Origin of the sequence: Streptomyces sp. NPDC088147, assembly GCF_044741565.1 — a bacterium.
Classification (GTDB): domain Bacteria; phylum Actinomycetota; class Actinomycetes; order Streptomycetales; family Streptomycetaceae; genus Streptomyces.
Genome location: NZ_JBIUSY010000003.1, coordinates 750,126 through 764,539, shown reverse-complemented (window position 1 = coordinate 764,539; position 14,414 = coordinate 750,126). Strand labels below are relative to the sequence as shown.

The 14,414-nt window shown below is 66.2% G+C and carries 17 protein-coding genes; 9 read left to right on the top strand and 8 right to left on the bottom strand.

Annotated features, from left to right (window positions below; genetic code table 11):
- The first annotated feature begins 3 nt into the window (after positions 1-3).
- On the top strand, positions 4-420 hold the full coding sequence (locus ACIOGX_RS14300; RefSeq protein ID WP_356509422.1) for a hypothetical protein: 417 nt from the start codon (positions 4-6) through the stop codon (positions 418-420).
- Between the two features lie 766 nt (positions 421-1,186).
- Positions 1,187-2,566, top strand: a complete 1,380-nt coding sequence (locus ACIOGX_RS14295; RefSeq protein WP_401913029.1) for a pentapeptide repeat-containing protein — start codon at positions 1,187-1,189, stop codon at positions 2,564-2,566.
- A gap of 696 nt (positions 2,567-3,262) precedes the next feature.
- Here ACIOGX_RS14295 and ACIOGX_RS14290 read toward each other — a convergent pair.
- Positions 3,263-3,832, bottom strand: a complete 570-nt coding sequence (locus tag ACIOGX_RS14290) for a hypothetical protein (RefSeq protein WP_384769350.1) — start codon at positions 3,830-3,832, stop codon at positions 3,263-3,265.
- 847 nt (positions 3,833-4,679) lie between these two features.
- On the opposite strand from ACIOGX_RS14290, the gene ACIOGX_RS14285 reads away from it, so the two are divergent.
- A complete protein-coding gene (locus ACIOGX_RS14285) occupies positions 4,680-5,603 on the top strand; it encodes an FkbM family methyltransferase (RefSeq protein WP_401913025.1) in 924 nt (307 codons plus the stop codon).
- Positions 5,604-5,722: 119 nt separating this feature from the next.
- On the opposite strand, the gene ACIOGX_RS14280 is transcribed toward ACIOGX_RS14285, so the two are convergent.
- From ACIOGX_RS14280 to ACIOGX_RS14265, 4 genes are all read right to left on the bottom strand, one after another.
- The gene (locus ACIOGX_RS14280; RefSeq protein WP_401913022.1) at positions 5,723-6,076 is read right to left on the bottom strand and encodes a hypothetical protein; all 354 of its coding nucleotides are present in this window, start codon (positions 6,074-6,076) and stop codon (positions 5,723-5,725) included.
- A gap of 349 nt (positions 6,077-6,425) precedes the next feature.
- Positions 6,426-6,821 carry an ATP-binding protein gene (locus ACIOGX_RS14275; RefSeq protein WP_401913019.1) on the bottom strand — a complete coding sequence of 132 codons (396 nt, stop codon included), beginning with the start codon at positions 6,819-6,821 and terminating at the stop codon, positions 6,426-6,428.
- A gap of 53 nt (positions 6,822-6,874) precedes the next feature.
- Positions 6,875-7,612 (bottom strand): GntR family transcriptional regulator, encoded by a 738-nt coding sequence (locus ACIOGX_RS14270; RefSeq protein ID WP_401913017.1) that lies wholly within the window; start codon positions 7,610-7,612, stop codon positions 6,875-6,877.
- Positions 7,605-7,811, bottom strand: a complete 207-nt coding sequence (locus ACIOGX_RS14265) for a hypothetical protein (protein ID WP_401913014.1) — start codon at positions 7,809-7,811, stop codon at positions 7,605-7,607. The genes ACIOGX_RS14270 and ACIOGX_RS14265 overlap by 8 nt, the downstream gene beginning before the upstream one ends.
- Before the next feature lie 688 nt (positions 7,812-8,499).
- On the opposite strand from ACIOGX_RS14265, the gene ACIOGX_RS14260 reads away from it, so the two are divergent.
- Both ACIOGX_RS14260 and ACIOGX_RS14255 read left to right on the top strand, forming a co-directional pair.
- Positions 8,500-9,255: a GntR family transcriptional regulator gene (locus ACIOGX_RS14260; RefSeq protein ID WP_401913011.1), complete on the top strand. Its 756-nt coding sequence runs from the start codon at positions 8,500-8,502 to the stop codon at positions 9,253-9,255.
- A gap of 100 nt (positions 9,256-9,355) precedes the next feature.
- Complete coding sequence (locus ACIOGX_RS14255; RefSeq protein ID WP_401913008.1) at positions 9,356-9,505, top strand: hypothetical protein; 150 nt, start codon at positions 9,356-9,358, stop codon at positions 9,503-9,505.
- Between the two features lie 35 nt (positions 9,506-9,540).
- On the opposite strand, the gene ACIOGX_RS14250 is transcribed toward ACIOGX_RS14255, so the two are convergent.
- Entirely contained in the window at positions 9,541-9,921 is a 381-nt protein-coding gene (locus ACIOGX_RS14250) for a winged helix-turn-helix transcriptional regulator (RefSeq protein WP_401913005.1), read from the bottom strand.
- A 75-nt stretch (positions 9,922-9,996) separates the two neighbouring features.
- Here ACIOGX_RS14250 and ACIOGX_RS14245 point away from each other — a divergent pair, with 75 nt between their 5' ends.
- Together ACIOGX_RS14245 and ACIOGX_RS14240 are read left to right on the top strand one after the other, a co-directional pair.
- Positions 9,997-10,929, top strand: a complete 933-nt coding sequence (locus tag ACIOGX_RS14245) for an NADP-dependent oxidoreductase (protein WP_401913002.1) — start codon at positions 9,997-9,999, stop codon at positions 10,927-10,929.
- A gap of 96 nt (positions 10,930-11,025) precedes the next feature.
- Positions 11,026-11,259, top strand: coding sequence for a GNAT family N-acetyltransferase (locus ACIOGX_RS14240; RefSeq protein ID WP_401912999.1), 234 nt, complete (start codon positions 11,026-11,028; stop codon positions 11,257-11,259).
- A gap of 51 nt (positions 11,260-11,310) precedes the next feature.
- Here ACIOGX_RS14240 and ACIOGX_RS14235 read toward each other — a convergent pair whose 3' ends face one another.
- On the bottom strand, positions 11,311-12,069 hold the full coding sequence (locus ACIOGX_RS14235; RefSeq protein ID WP_401912996.1) for a glycosyltransferase family 2 protein: 759 nt from the start codon (positions 12,067-12,069) through the stop codon (positions 11,311-11,313).
- A 5-nt stretch (positions 12,070-12,074) separates the two neighbouring features.
- A complete protein-coding gene (locus ACIOGX_RS14230; RefSeq protein WP_401912994.1) occupies positions 12,075-12,863 on the bottom strand; it encodes a GntR family transcriptional regulator in 789 nt (262 codons plus the stop codon).
- A gap of 234 nt (positions 12,864-13,097) precedes the next feature.
- Here ACIOGX_RS14230 and ACIOGX_RS14225 point away from each other — a divergent pair, with 234 nt between their 5' ends.
- Positions 13,098-13,388 (top strand): hypothetical protein, encoded by a 291-nt coding sequence (locus ACIOGX_RS14225; RefSeq protein WP_401912992.1) that lies wholly within the window; start codon positions 13,098-13,100, stop codon positions 13,386-13,388.
- Positions 13,385-14,359 (top strand): DUF2637 domain-containing protein, encoded by a 975-nt coding sequence (locus tag ACIOGX_RS14220; RefSeq protein ID WP_401912990.1) that lies wholly within the window; start codon positions 13,385-13,387, stop codon positions 14,357-14,359. Before ACIOGX_RS14225 ends, ACIOGX_RS14220 begins: the two co-directional genes overlap by 4 nt.
- Positions 14,360-14,414 lie beyond the last annotated feature (55 nt).

The following is a 14,414-nucleotide window of genomic DNA, read 5'->3' as shown; positions in this document are numbered from 1 at the left end:
GAGATGACGTACGTACGGTTCCAGGGCACGGTCCGCGACCCACGCGGCCACTTCCCCGGCGTTTTCGCCCTGGCCAACGGCCTGGCCCGGCAGGGCGTCCTGACCGACGAGCAGTGGAGCTTCTGGCGGGCCGGCAACGACTGGTACGACGCCAACTACCCCGACCCCTCCACCGTCGACCCGCACGTCTACGACCCGGAACTCCACCCGGGCGCGGTCGCCTGGTTCAAGACCTCGGCCCCGGCCGCGGAACTGATCGGCCGCGTGGACGGCTACCTGGAGATCCTCACGGCCCACGGCGTCGAGTGCCACATGATCCGCTCGACGGACCCCGGCAAGGTCGTCTACGAGGACGAATACCAGGTAGTCGCGGTCCCCCATGTCCCCGAGCGCCCCCGCACAACGGCCCGCCCCGCCTGAGACACCGCCCGCCGACCCCCACCAACTCCCGCACGGCGGCCCACCCATACGACTCCCCGGCCCACGTCCCGCGCCCACGCCCCGTCCGTGCAACGCAGAAGGCCCCCGGATTTCTCCGGGGGCCTTCTGATCTGCTGTGCACTCGGCAGGATTCGAACCTGCAACCTTCTGATCCGTAGCTCTAGCGAGATCGGCCAACAGGGTTCATAGAGGCTGCCGTTCGGTCTCTCAGCGTGGTTGTCGGCCATGGTCGGTCGCTGTGGTTGCAGTACTTCGCTGCTGTACAAAGCACATGAAGAGGTGTTGTCACTGTCGCGCTGATACCGGTCCTGCCCACCGCAGCAACTGCTGAGCTGGCGGTGCCTCCACGTAGAGCGACCGCAAGCGAGTACGGTCGCGGACACGGCCAGACGACGGTGAACGAGACGAAACTGAGAGGGAGTGAGCGGCTGCTAGCGATCTTCAGGGGCCTAAGGGCTGTCCCGTAATCGCTGGTGGGTCAGCGCGCGGCGTCAGATGCGGTGCATCACAAGGCGGAGGGACGTCCCCATACTGGGCGTATGAGGACGTTCCGACAACGCGGCGAGGTGCCGTAGCAGTCGTCGCGCGCCCGCCAAGGATTACGGGACAGCCCTTAAGTGTATCACCCGCCTATAGCTCGTAGTCCTCATTCCGCGACTTCGACTGCACCATCCCGCGCCCACAGATTACAGGCCCGAAACAATTCAACCATCCAAAGATCACTTCGTTAGGGGTTCTACGTCGCGTGATCTCGAATCCATTTAGGAACCAGAGCAAAGGGCGCAATTTACCCCTCTGGCCCATCACCACGGTTCTCGTCGTCTCGTTCACTGTGGCGCTCGTGGTGGCGAGTTCAGTATTCACTGCCGGATGGGGCCTACTGGACGTCCATGGTCTCAAGCCGGAACACACGATCACCTCGCAGACTCTTTTCGATCTGGTAAAACTCTCCTTCGGAGTGGTTGCTGGAGCCGGTGGTCTTGTCGCTCTAGTGGTGGCTTACCGTAGACAGCGCATCGACGAAGAAGCAGCTTTGCGCGAAAATGAGGGTGCTCTCCGTGAAGCCATTCGCCTGCACACCGAACGTTTCACCGCTGCCGTCTCTCATCTCGGCGATTCTTCGCCCGCCGTGCGCCTAGGCGGCGTCCACGCCCTAGCCGGCCTTGCAGATGACGCGCCTTCACGCGAGCTACGTCAGACCTGCATCGATGTTCTGTGCGCCTACCTTCGCCTCCCCTACACGGTTAATTCCGATGCACCAAACAACGATCCAGCAGCCCGCCATGAGTATCTGGCGCTGCGGCAAGTACGGCATACGATCATCCGACTTATTCGCGACCATCTCCGCCTCTGCACCAATCACCCCCACACCTGGCAGGGACATGACTTCGATTTCACCGACGGAATCTTCGATGGCGGTGACTTCACCAAAGCGAACTTTTCCGGCGACGGCCTAGTGGACTTCGGTGGAGCTCGCTTCGTAGGAGGCATGCTCGACTTTAGTGAAGCCCGCTTCGCAGGAGGAAAGGTCAGCTTCCGGGGTGCCCGCATCAGTAGCGTGGTCTCCTTCTCGGGGGCCCACTTCTCTGGAAGCGCTGTAGAATTCGACAATACGCTTGTTGACAGAGGGCTCTTCAGATTTGACGACGCTCACCTCAACGGAGGCGTCGTCAACTTCCGCAATGTACGCTTCAGGGATTGCGAAGTGTCTTTTACGGAAACCCGTTTCGCCGGCACGGCTGTCAGATTCGGCGACCCCAGCTTCTATGACAGTGGCCCTCCCCTCTTCCGTGAGAGTCGCTTCACCGAATGCCTCTTCCTCTTCCTTCATACTCATTTCAACGACGGCATAGTCGACTTTCGTGGTACCGCCTTCATGGGTGGGAATATAGTCTTCGGCGACGCACATTTCAGCGGGTCCGCAGTCAACTTCAGCTGCGCCCACTTCGGCAACAGAATGTCTTTCGGTAGAACGTTCTTCAGCGGGGGTGTAGTGGACTTCTGTGGGTCTGATCCTGAGCATCACGCCACGGGCACTGCACCAAGTGGTCTGGTGCCAGATGCGGGGCAGCCTCTGCCGCGAGGGCTGCTCTTGCCTCCGGCGTGGTACATATCAGCCCCGTGACACAGCCTCAGACCGAGTCCGTTTGGTGAGGTAACCAGGTGCGTATAGCGGCACATGCTGTAGGTTGACAGAGCGATTTTGCCCTGGAGCTGCTTTGGCGCGAGTGATCATGGCCCCGTAAGCTTGCTGCACGTCGGGCAGTCTGTTGACCTGCCCGCTAAAACACGGCGTTGGGGTCATAACCTTCGAGGCTCGCGCCAAATTGGCTGGCTAAAATCGCGAAGCCCACCGCCCCAGCCACGATGTACCCATTCTCTGGCCTCAGGCGGCTGACTGCTGTGTGCCGCAAGGGTGCCGACCGGGCTGGAGCGGGGCGGAGACTGAGGCGCAGGCCCGGGCGGAGGCCGGTCCGCGCGCGGGGAGCGGAGCGAGCCGCCTTGAATCACGTAGAGAAAGTTGTAACTGAGAGCCGCCCCGGCCCGCGAAACGTGGAGTAGTTCAGCCCGCACCTGTCCCAGAGAAGGGCGAGCTGAGAGGCGCACGCTGTTCACAACGATCTCCGGGCGAGAAACAGTGCGACCGGGCAAAAGCCGAAGAAGCACCTCTCTCTGACGGGCGGCCCCCATTCACGATTCTCAACAAGAGAACCAACAGTCACATCCCGCACACCGCTAATCAGCACGAACACCACTCCGTGGGTAAATCTGAGGACTGGAGGCGGGGACACCAGGGAGACAGCCGGACGAGATACGGGCGTTAGCCGCCTGCCTGTCCCCCATCCCTGCGAGCGGCCGGCAGCAAGAGGTCCCGCTCTGGGTGGTTCTCGCCGGTGACCTTCCCCTGTACTCCAAGGTCCACCCGAGCGGCCTCGTGGAACTGGTTGATCTCCCTGAAGACGGCACGATTTCGTTCGCGCCAGTCCTCCAAGGTGCCCGTAGTCTTCCCGCTCGCCTGCCAGTCGACGGCAAGGGCCACCACGTTCAACTCGTGCGCGGCCTCAACCACCTCGTCTCCGCCGAGCAGCATGATCTGTTCAAAGGCCCGACCGCGGAGACGTCCGGCTTCAGACTGCTCGGCGAGCATCTCGCTCTCTGTCTTGCCGCTCTCACGCAGGCCTTCCTTGTGCTCGTACAACTGCACAGCCACAAAGATGCAGGTCCTCATCGTGTCGATGTAGCCCGCATAAGCATCGAGCTTCCGGTCGTCCCACCGCGTCAACAGCTCCCGCCGGTGCCGGCTCCGCTCCATCACATAGTTGGTCAGATGCGTCGTCAACGCACCGAGCAACACAGCGGCGACGGTCACAAGTTGCTCGCCGATGCCCAACTCGTCCCCCAGTCAACCAAGTCATCTACATCTCTGGAGGATCTTAGGAGTGGGACGGCCTCAAGCCCAGGTGGCAAATGAGCTACGAGTGAGACCGAAGCCGGAGCTTGGCAGTGGCCTGACGGCGACGTTGGTCGCGGCTCCGATGAACGGGCCGCGACCAACGTGGTGCTCCACCGTGACGACGACGTCTGGAGCCAGCGCCCCGTTACAACTGGGCGATCACGAAGCCGATCACCACCATCAGGAGCCCTACGCCTCCGATGGCCACCAGCAAGGGCGTGGCGAGTGCGGGATGCCTGTACGACACGTACACGAGTCCAACGAAGACAACGGCAAGCACGATGAGCAGCAAGAGCAACAGGAGCATCTGAGTGGCGTTCTGCGGGCCGGTCGGAGTCATCTGGCTTCTCTCCGGATCAGGGCATGCGTCATCCGCATGCGAAGGGACGGGAATGAGCCCCGGGACCGAGTGACAGGTCCGCGGCTCGACGTGGGCCACTATCGGGAGAGCGAGGGTTAGCCGCGCAACCTCGCTGGGAGCGGCTCCGTCACGGCGCCACCAGACGGCGCCACCCGGTGGTGACCTAGCACCAAGATTTCCAACCGCTGGCATTCATTCAACGGTTCTGATCTGCGGTTTCTCGGAAATTTTGCTCCTGTGATCGCCTTGAATGGACGACATCCCCGCGCTATGAAACTCGCGACAGCAGACACTTGAATCAGCGCCTCTACACCAGTACAGGGTTAGCTACGCACACCTCGTGGGCATCGGCGGCAGTCGGCCCGGCGTCGCAGCCGGTCGCAGAGCTACGGTTCACGCGGAACCGGCGGAAAGGCCAGTTGGATGCTCAGTCGCAGCGCAGATGTACTGATCAGCCTCGGCAGGCGCTACGTGCGAGATGCTCCCGTGGCGCTCGGCAAGGCTGCTCTGGCCGCGCGGTGCTTGAACCCTCGGTTGCGGCAGCACCCGCGGTGGCGCGTTGTCCCGGCACAGTTCGATGCCCGGTTCGCCGTCGATACTCAGGACCTCATCCAGCGGTACCTGTACATGTTCGGAGTATGGGAGCCGCACATGACGCGGTGGCTTCAGAGCCGACTCGGGCCAGGAGACACGTTCGTCGACATCGGGGCGAACATCGGTTACTACAGCGTTCTTGCGTCCGGGCTCGTTGGGGACGAGGGCCAGGTGGTGGCGATCGAAGCCTCGCCAGACTTCTATCGGAAGCTCTTGCAGCAGGTACAGCTCAACGAGCGCGGCAACGTGCGGGCGGTTAACGGTGCTGTGTCGGACAGTCGAAAGACTCTGACTTTCGTGCTCGCCAGTTCAGCCAACATGGGGGCGAACAGCATCGTCCCGTACGACGGGCCGGCGGAGTCCTCGTTTGAGATTGAGGCGCGGTCACTGCCGGAACTGCTTGAGTCGGACGAGATCGCCCGTGCTCGCGTGATCAAGATCGACGTTGAAGGGGCGGAGGGACCCGTCGTGCGGGGGATGGTGCCCATGCTCGACAAGCTGCGGCCGGACGCCGAGGTCACGGTTGAGGTGTCCCCCGACCGTATGGCCCAGCTCGGAGACTCCGCCGAGGAGCTGCTGACGGCGATGCGTGATCACGGGTTCAACGCCTACCGGCTCGCCAATGACTACGCGCCCGGAAGCTATCCGGCAGCGATTCGTGGCAAGCCGGTTGTTCCGGTGCGGTGGCGTGGCGCGGTCGTTGAGGAGAGTGACTTGATCTTCTCCCGGATCGACGCGGAGACGCTCGCCTGACTCCCGGAGCCACAGACAACACGACAGGCCCCCGGTTCGGAGACCGGGGGCCTGCGTGGTCACGAGGCGAAGCGCCGCAAGACCGCGGGATGCCTCGTCTCCGCATGCCAACTCGGGCGTCAGGTTCCGCCCTCGTCGGTTTGGCGCTTCCTCGTCGCCGCGTCCTCGGCGAGGCGTCTCAATGCACGGCGCTTCCCTTCCTCCGTCTTCCAGTCAGGCGGGGATGTGCGCTCATACGCCTCCCGTACCGCGTCCATGCGCCGGTGGAGACCTCGGAACGAAACCTTGCGCTCCCACCACTCCTCGGCTGCGAGCAAGCACCCACCGAACCGGCTGAGGAGGGAAGGCTTCGGCGGATTGAGGATCCGCCGAGCGTTCCACTCCACACGCTCGTTCAAGTCCTCAGGGGCACGGTTCCGCCTTGACTCGCGTCGGTCGATCAGGGCGAGAACCCGAGCGATGAACTGAGTCATGAGATCAACCCCGACTCCACGCATGTGCACGGAGCGACCAGCAGGAACAAGAAGAATGCCGGGCTGATCGTCCATCTCAGTGTCGCGTTGTGGTGCAGCAGGGAGAGAGCCACCGGTTCGCCTCGCTTGAGCTGGTCAGCTGCTGTCCACTGATGGCGCTCAAGCCATTCGAATGCCCTCCGGGCCTCCACTCGATCGAGACCGCCGGTCAGTGTGCGCAAATCCACGCGCAGCCAGGACAGTGCTCCCCCGGCACTCCGAACCGCGCGCATCGTCTGCTCACCGGGTGCATCGGCCCCCGCCGCGGTGACGGTGAACTCGCACCAGAAGCCGGCCCGAGTCCAGACGCTCACAATGCCCCCAGCGGGGCCGGCCGTTTGATCTGTGCCCACACCGTCTTGCCGACTACGCGTTCCGCGACTCCCCAAGTGCCGCCGGTCAGGGTGTCCACCAATTCCAAGCCCCGTCCGCGCTCGGCGTCGCCCTGTTCTCCATCGCTGGGAGGGGACAGTTCGGGATGGCGTTCCGCGTCGGCGTCGGACACCTCGACACGAATCACTTCGAGATTCGGCACGACGGCCAACCTCCACTGGCGACCGGGGAACTTCCGCGCGTGCGTGACCGCGTTCGCGCTCAACTCCCCGACCACGAGGAGCACGTCCTCCCTCGTGTCCGAGTCCACGTCCCAGCCGCCCATGACCTCTTCGAGCGCGTTGCGGGCGAGGGGAACAGATCGAGCGGTCATCGGGAGTTGGACCTCGAACGAGGCTTCCGATGTGGTGATGGCGTGTGACGTAGTCATCCCGCTGCCTCCAGTTCCTGAATCACAGAACGCTTGGTGAAAAGGGCATCGGTGCGGTCACCGGGCAGCACCAGGAGCGCCGCCTCCACCACACGGTCGCTCGCGTCGGTCGACGTACGTTCCACGGCCAGGACTGGGGCCCTGGTGCTGATGTGCAGGGTGTGCGCCTCCCACGTCGTCGGAAAGCGCGCGGTGACGCGCTCAGCGGTCGCCATCACTCGTACCCCCACCCCGGACAGCAGCTGCCGCACGCTGTCGCCCCACGGCGACTCGTTCACATCCGGCACGCCGAGCCGGGCCACGGCATGAGGCACGTAAACGCGGGCCAAGCTGCGCGGTGCTGCCCCTTGATGGCTGATGAAGGCGTACTCGGCCAGGGGACTCCCCGCCCGCACGGCCAGGAGCAGAGACAGGCGAGCATCCGCCTTCACCAGCGCGGTTTCGAGGCTGACGCTGACGGCGACATTGGGGATGGGGCTCCGCCCGGCCTCGTGCCTGTCGCTGGCGTACGTGATCCGCTGTCCCGGCCGACGGATGAAGTTCCCACTGCCGTGGCGCTTCTCCACCAGTCCCTCGCTCTGAAGAACCTCCAGTGCGTTCCGCAACGTCGGTGTGCTGACCTTGTAGCGCGAGGCGAGTTCCTGTTCCGCGGGCAGTCGCTCCCCGACGGGCAAGGCACCTGTCGCGATCAGGCGCCGGAGGTCGTCCGCGACATGCTCATACCGGTTAGCCATGCGTCCCGCCTTCGCCGGAGGCCTGCGCCTCACTGAGATGGCACGAGCACACGCAGGTCTCGTAGACGATCGGCACGGCGGCCGGCGCGGCTTTGCGCACCGCTTCCTCGCACTTGGCGTGCGTACCGACACGGCAGGCCATCGAGTAGTACGGCACGGCCGTGGAGGGCCCGGTCGGTTGCTGGTGACGGATCGGCATCAGTGCACCTCCACAGCGTTGAGGTACGGGCGGACCACGAGCGTTCGGGGGCGCGGCCGGCGCCACAGCCGGGCTCGTTCTTCAGCCGTCAGCACGTACGGCCGTACGAGAACGTTGTCTTCCGCGCGAAGCGGCGCGGCGTGCTTCGGGCGGAGCGGTGCGGACGGCGGCACCAACGGCGCAGGTGAAGTGCGTCGTTGGGTCCGGCCGGCGATCGCGCGATGCGAACCGCGCCACCGAGACGAACGATGACGCGGTGGAGGTGGAACGAGCCGTCGTCTGGTCCATGCGGCAGCACGGCGGATAAAGTCGAACACGCTGATCAGCTCCCTATAGCTGATGGGTGTGCCCCCGGACGGTGTCGCCTGTCGCGGGGGCATTTCTGCGGATGGCGGCCCATGCGAGGCGACCGCCCGCGCTGCTGACGTCCAGCCCGAACCGATCGGCTGCTTCCAGCACCGCTAAGAGCTCCTGCCACGACCCGGCCGAGACCGAGTCCGCGACCTCCATCTCGATGCGCGTGTGATCGTCGTGATCCGTCACGCGCGGGGTGAACCCGGCGGCGGAGAGACGCGTGGCCAGTTGGTCAGCACGTCCTTGGGGTAAGGACACGAGTCCCCCGTCGCCGCAGGATCACTTTCAGTGAAGGTAGTGAACTAGATTAGAGCTAGTGGACTAGATTTTCTACATGCGAGAGCAACCGCCCTACCTCCGGATCGCCGACGTGCTGCGGCAGCGCATCGCTGACCAGGAGTGGACGCCGGGAGACCGGCTCCCGTCCCGTGCTCAACTCGCACAGGAATGCGGGGTCGGAGACAACGTCATCCGCCGCGCGCAAGAGCTGCTGATCTCACTGGGTGTGTTGGAGGGCCGTACGGGATCGGGCACGTACGTCGCCGAACCGCGTGAACGCCTGCGCATGGTCCGCTCGCAGTACCGCGAGCAGCGCGGAGGATCACCGTTCCGCGCCGACATGGCGTCGCTCGGCAAGCGCGGTACGTGGGAGAGCCGTACGGACGCGAAGGTCCCGGCGCCGGCTGACATCGCCGCTCGCCTCGGCATTTCCGAGGGAGACCTCTGCGTCCGCACCGCGTACGAGTTCCTGGTCGACGGCAAACCGGCTCAGGTGTCGACCAGTTGGGAGCCGTACGAGATCACGTCCGGCACGCTGATCGTGCTGCCCGAGGGCGGACCGCACGCCGGCGCCGGAGTCGTTGACCGCATGGCGGAGATCGGCATCACGGTCAGCCACGTCGTGGAGCAACCGGAGCCCGGACAGGCCAGTGCCGAGGAGGCGACGCTCCTCGGCGTACAGCGGGGCGCCCTCGTCACGCGCATCCGGCGGACGTACTACAGCGACGACGCGCGCCCGGTCGAGACGGCGGACATCGTCATCCCGGCCGCCACCTGCGAAATCGTCTACGAGGTGCCTGTCCGCAACTGACCAACTAGAGCCTGTCCTATGTCCTCGTACTACAGGGGACGATCTCGACGGACTGCGCACCTGGCTGTGCTCGGGCGCCGGGGGAGATGTCGCGTCCGCCGTGGACCACGCGCTTGACCTCGTGCACCGCACCTGGGGTGAGACCGGTGAAACGCTCGTGGTCGTGGCCAGGACCACCACCCCGAGGTGGCAGATCGTCCCACGCATCGAGAGTCTGCGGCCCGAGCGCGGCCGGGCCGATATCGAGTAGCGGCCGAGAGGATACTCAGTGCCCTGGCGGGGGCCTCAGTCGCTATGGGCGACCGGCTCGGGATCGGCGTCGAGCGCATCGAGCACTGCGTCGCCGTTCGCCCTCGCCCACTCGGTCAGCATGTGGATCGGATCGATCAGCGTCGCCCCGAGCGGGGTGAGCTCGTACTCGACGCGGGGCGGCACCTCGGCGTAGGCGTGGCGGCGGATGAGTCCGTGCGCTTCGAGTTTTCGGAGCGTCTGGGTGAGCATCTTGCGGGAGATGCCGCCGATCAGCTCGATCAGCTCGCCATGGCGCACCGGGCCTTTGCTGAGGCCGTAGAGCACGACCGCCGTCCACTTGTCGGCGATCAGCTCGACCGCCAGACGTGCCGGACAGTCGGCGAGAAAGGGATCACCGGGAACGAAACCGCTCATGGCGCCAACGGTACCTGCTGGTTCCTATCGGAAACCTAGCCTGGGTTCTCTCCCCCCTTCAAAGCCAGGAGAGTCATGCGAGTCATCACCCAGCAGGTGCTCGGCGGCCCCGAGGTGCTCACCATCGTGGACGCCCCCGAGCCCCAGCCCCTTCCCACCGAGGTTCTCGTCCGCGTCAAGGCGATCGGGCTGAACCCGCTGGAGGCGCTCCTGCGCGCCGGCGAGTTCCCCCCGCTGATGGGCCCGCCGCCGTTCGTCCTCGGCTGGGACATCAGCGGCGTGGTCGAGGAGGGGTCGCTGACGTATCGGTTCAGGCCCGGCGACGAGGTGTTCGGGATGCCGCTGTTCCCGCGAGCGGCGAGCGCGTACGCCGAGGTCGTGTCGGCGCCGGCGTTGCACCTGGTACGCAAGCCGGCGTCGCTCTCGCACGTCGAGGCAGCGGCGCTGCCGGTCGTCGGGCTGACGGCGTGGCAGGGCCTCGTCGACCTCGGCGGCGTGACCGAGGGCGACCGCGTCCTCGTCCACGGCGGTGGTGGCGGGGTCGGCCACGTCGCGATCCAGATCGCGAAAGCGCTCGGCGCGCACGTGATCGCGACCGCCAGCAGGAGTAAGCGGAAGTTTGTCGAGGGGTTCGGCGCCGACGAGGTGATCGACTACACGGCCGTCGACTTCACCGAGGCGGTTCGCGACATCGATGTCGTGCTCGACACGATCGGCGGCGACACCGTCGAGCGGTCACTCGAAGTGCTCCGCCCAGGCGGTCACCTGGTGACGGCGGTCGCCGAGGGGGACTCGGAGCTCGCAGCCAAGTACGAGGCGGCCGGCATGCGCTTCAGCGGCATCGCGGTCGACCCCGATCCGGTCGCCCTGCGAGGTCTCGTCGGACTCGTCGAACAGGGCAGGCTCCGGGTCCACGTGCAGGAGACGTTCCCGTTCGAGCGCGTCGCCGACGCGCACCGGCTGCTCGACGGCGGTCACCTCCAGGGCAAGCTCGTCCTCACCGTCTGATCCCGTCGTGGGGCCTCGCGTGAGCGAGGCTCCACTGATGAACGGCTGGTAACCCCCCGCCTGTGGCGACCCGGCAAGAGTTGATGAACGGACGCCTTGGACGCTCTGGCCGACCTGGCTTTCGGCGAACTGCCCATGCACCGCCTCCAGGCAGTCACCCACACGGACAACACAGCCGCGCTCACCACCCTGGCAAACGCCGGGTTCGTCCAGGAGGGAGTGCGCCGCTCAGCATGCCTGCACCGGGGACGCCGCTACGACCTCACGGCCCTGTCTCTGCTCCGCACCGAATGGGGGGCGCAGACGCGCCCCAGATCCTGGCACCTCTGACCAACGTCACCTCCGACCAGCGTCGTGGCCGCAGGCTCCGGTTGACCTCGCTCAGCCCGCGGCCGGATAGTTCCACCGCAGGTACGAGAGCGCCCGCGCCCTCGCCTCCACCACCGCCATACGGGCATCACGCTCCGCCGGGTCGGTGTGCGCGGCCTGGCCCGTCGCCTGGCCAGGCCACTTGCGGTACAGGAGCCCCACCTTCGGCGAGAACCAGCCGCGGCTGACCGAGTCCAGCGCGAGCAGCAGCCCCGTGTCCTCCGAGGCCGGCAGCGCCATCCACCCGCCGAGAGCGAGCACCAGGTCCCGGCGCGCGAAGAGCGTCGCCGGGTGGACCGGAGCCCGGTAGTTGTTCGCCGACCAGTACGCGGCCACCGCGCCGCGCGCCATCGGACCCGCGTCGGGGTCGCCCTCGAAGCCGACGGTCGAGCCGTCCGGCAGCAGATCCAGCACACGCGACGTCGCCCAGCCGAGCGTGGGGTCGGCTTCGAGCGCCGCCAGGTCCCGGGCCAGCGCCCCCGCCGACAACTGGTCGTCGGCATCCAGGACCTTGATGTACTCGCCGTCGGCGTACGCGAGCGCCAACGTACGGGCAGTGCCGGGACCGCCGGGGCGCCCCTGCTTGAAGGTCACGCGCGGATCGTCGGGGACGTACGGGGCGACCTCGTCGCTCCGGCCGTCCTCCTGGATCAGCCAGTGCCACTCCCACCCCTCGGGAAGCTCCTGCTCGCACAGCGACTTGAACGCGTCCGGCAGGAAGTGGGCGGACGGTGCGTGCACGGCGGTAATGACGATGATGCGCCGGCTCACGGCACTCACCACCTTTCCAGGGGGGTGGTGAAGAGCATTTCCGTACGGTCACCGGGCAGCGTGACGTCGGACATCTCCACGACGCGGTCATTGAGGTCGAACGAGGTCTTCCGGAGCAGGAGGACCGAGGTGCCAGGCGGGAGCTCAAGCTCCTCCGCCTCTTCGGGAGTCGGCGGCCGGGCGGTCACACGCTCTTCGATGCGGTCCAGCTCGATGCCGACCGAGAGCAGTTGGTTCTGAGTGCCCCCCGGCCACGGCTCGTTGGCCGCGTCCAGGAGGTCAGGGTTCGACTCGACCAGCGCACGGATGAGATACGAGGTGACCAGGGCGAACGGCGCCGTCTCGGCGGCGTACCGCGTCCGATAGCTGCGCTCCACGAGGGCGCTGCCCTCAGGAACGCCGAGCGCCTCGGCGATCTCCTTGTCCGCCTTGGTCTCGCGGTACGACGCGTGGAACACCAGGTCGTCCACTTCAAGCCCGGTGTCGTGCTCCGTAGAGCCCGTCTCCAGCCGCTTGGCTTCCGGCTCCCGCGCTCGGTTCTTCTCCCACTGGTGGCGGTCGTTCGTGCGCAGCACCCTCGTACGGGCCTTGCGGACGAAGTTCCCGCGGCCGTGCAGCTTCTCGATCAGCCCTTCGTCCTGAAGGAGCCTGAGCGCGTCACGGATCGTCGGGACGCTGCGCCTGTGGTCCTCGGCAAGCTTCGTCTCCGAGGGCAGGCGATCGCCGGGCTTGAGCTCACCTGCGCGGATGGACTCTCGAAGCTCGTCCGCGATCCGCTCGTATGCCTTGGCCATGGGTGCTCACCGTCCTCTTGTGCGACGGCGCCAGCATACGACTCCTAAAGAGGTCTTGACGACTGGGGGAGGGATGCCTCATAGTCCTAGCTACTCCTAAAGAGGTCTTGAGGAGAAGACCTCTTCATGAGTTGCTTTGACGTGGCCGGTGACGGCGGTCGACGGGTCAGACGATGCCCGCCGGGCCGGCTTCGCCCATCCCAACCAGGACCAGGAGAGAAGGTGAGGACCCCCATGCGTACGTACGTCGGCGGCTGGGCGGCCCACGGATTAGAGGAGGGGGAGCGGGAGCCGGATTCCGAGGACTTCCGGGACTTGTTCCTCGGCGAGTACGGCGAGACCGCCGAGCAGCGGGAGGTCAGGAGGGCAGCGGCCCGCGATGTGCTGCTGGAACTGCTTGAGCAGAGCGAGAACGACGAGATCGCCCTGCTCAACGCGGTGTACGCGGCTCAGCTCAGCGGCGTCGCGGCGCTGAGGAACATGGCTGGGGTGCTGTCGGCGACCTGGGCGAGGGCCGCCGCATGAGCCGACCGCCCGCGCCTCTCCCGCTCAGCGCAGTGGACAAGGCACTGCTCAGCGTCGTGATCCCGACCGGCGGGGCGGTCGGCGGCCTCGGGCTTGTCGCCTCGTTCGGCTCTGTCTCCTCGGCCGCGGAGCGTTGGGGATTCGCCGAGGCGTGGATGCTTCCGGTCGGTATCGACCTGGCCATCCCGGTCTTCACCGCGGCCAATCTGCTGTTGATCCGGCTCGGCATGCCGTTGGCCTGGGTTCGGTTCGTGCCCTGGGCGCTCACGCTGGTCACCTGCTGGCTGAACGTCGCGGCCGGGACCTCGGTCTCGGCGAAGGTCGCCCACGGATCGATGCCGCTGCTTTGGGTCGTGCTCAGCGAGGTCGCGGCGCACGTCTACGCCGTCCGCATCGGGGTGGCGACGGGGGCCCGGATGGAACGCATCCGGCGCTCGCGGTGGCTGTTCGCGCCCCGTACGACGCTGATGCTCTGGCGTCGGATGGTGCTCTGGGAGACGACCGACTATCGCGAGGCTCTGGCTCTGGAGAAGCAACGGCTTCTCGTTCGCGCCGCGTTGCGCGAGAACTACGGTCGGGCCTGGCGCCGCAGGGCTCCGCACCGCGATCTGGTGTTGCTCAAGCTGGGCGAACTGGCCCCGGAGGGCTACCTCCCGACCGCCGACGACGAAGACCAGCCCGCCCCGACGACGGCGGCGCCGGTGGCTGATCGTGAGTCGGCCTCGGAGCCGAAAGTCCGGCCGCGCTGGAAGGCGACGGCGCAGAAGTACCGCCCGCGTATGACATGGGACGAGGCGATCAAGAAAGCCCGCGAGGAAACGGCGACGTGGCCCTATGAGCGCCTGGACGCCGAGCCCATCCGCAAGGCCGTCGGCTGTGGCCAGGACCGTTCGCGCCAACTGCGCGACGTGCTCAGGTCCGAGCGCCGCGCCGTGGAAGCCGAACCGGAACCGGCCGCGGCTGTGGTCTGACACAGGCCGACCCAACGCGCACAAGTACCTGATTCGAACTGAGGCCCGGCCGCTG

Bases quoted from the DNA above. Each gene is read 5' to 3' on its own strand.
- ACIOGX_RS14260 (WP_401913011.1), top strand. From the start codon at position 8,500: ATGCGAGAGCAACCGCCCTACCTCCGGATCGCCGACGTGCTGCGGCAG.
- ACIOGX_RS14220 (WP_401912990.1), top strand. From the start codon at position 13,385: ATGAGCCGACCGCCCGCGCCTCTCCCGCTCAGCGCAGTGGACAAGGCA.
- ACIOGX_RS14230 (WP_401912994.1), bottom strand. From the start codon at position 12,863: ATGGCCAAGGCATACGAGCGGATCGCGGACGAGCTTCGAGAGTCCATC.
- ACIOGX_RS14245 (WP_401913002.1), top strand. From the start codon at position 9,997: ATGCGAGTCATCACCCAGCAGGTGCTCGGCGGCCCCGAGGTGCTCACC.
- ACIOGX_RS14275 (WP_401913019.1), bottom strand. From the start codon at position 6,821: ATGACCGCTCGATCTGTTCCCCTCGCCCGCAACGCGCTCGAAGAGGTC.
- ACIOGX_RS14225 (WP_401912992.1), top strand. From the start codon at position 13,098: ATGCGTACGTACGTCGGCGGCTGGGCGGCCCACGGATTAGAGGAGGGG.
- ACIOGX_RS14250 (WP_401913005.1), bottom strand. From the start codon at position 9,921: ATGAGCGGTTTCGTTCCCGGTGATCCCTTTCTCGCCGACTGTCCGGCA.
- ACIOGX_RS14280 (WP_401913022.1), bottom strand. From the start codon at position 6,076: ATGACTCAGTTCATCGCTCGGGTTCTCGCCCTGATCGACCGACGCGAG.
- ACIOGX_RS14270 (WP_401913017.1), bottom strand. From the start codon at position 7,612: ATGGCTAACCGGTATGAGCATGTCGCGGACGACCTCCGGCGCCTGATC.
- ACIOGX_RS14285 (WP_401913025.1), top strand. From the start codon at position 4,680: ATGCTCAGTCGCAGCGCAGATGTACTGATCAGCCTCGGCAGGCGCTAC.
- ACIOGX_RS14265 (WP_401913014.1), bottom strand. From the start codon at position 7,811: ATGCCGATCCGTCACCAGCAACCGACCGGGCCCTCCACGGCCGTGCCG.
- ACIOGX_RS14300 (WP_356509422.1), top strand. From the start codon at position 4: ATGACGTACGTACGGTTCCAGGGCACGGTCCGCGACCCACGCGGCCAC.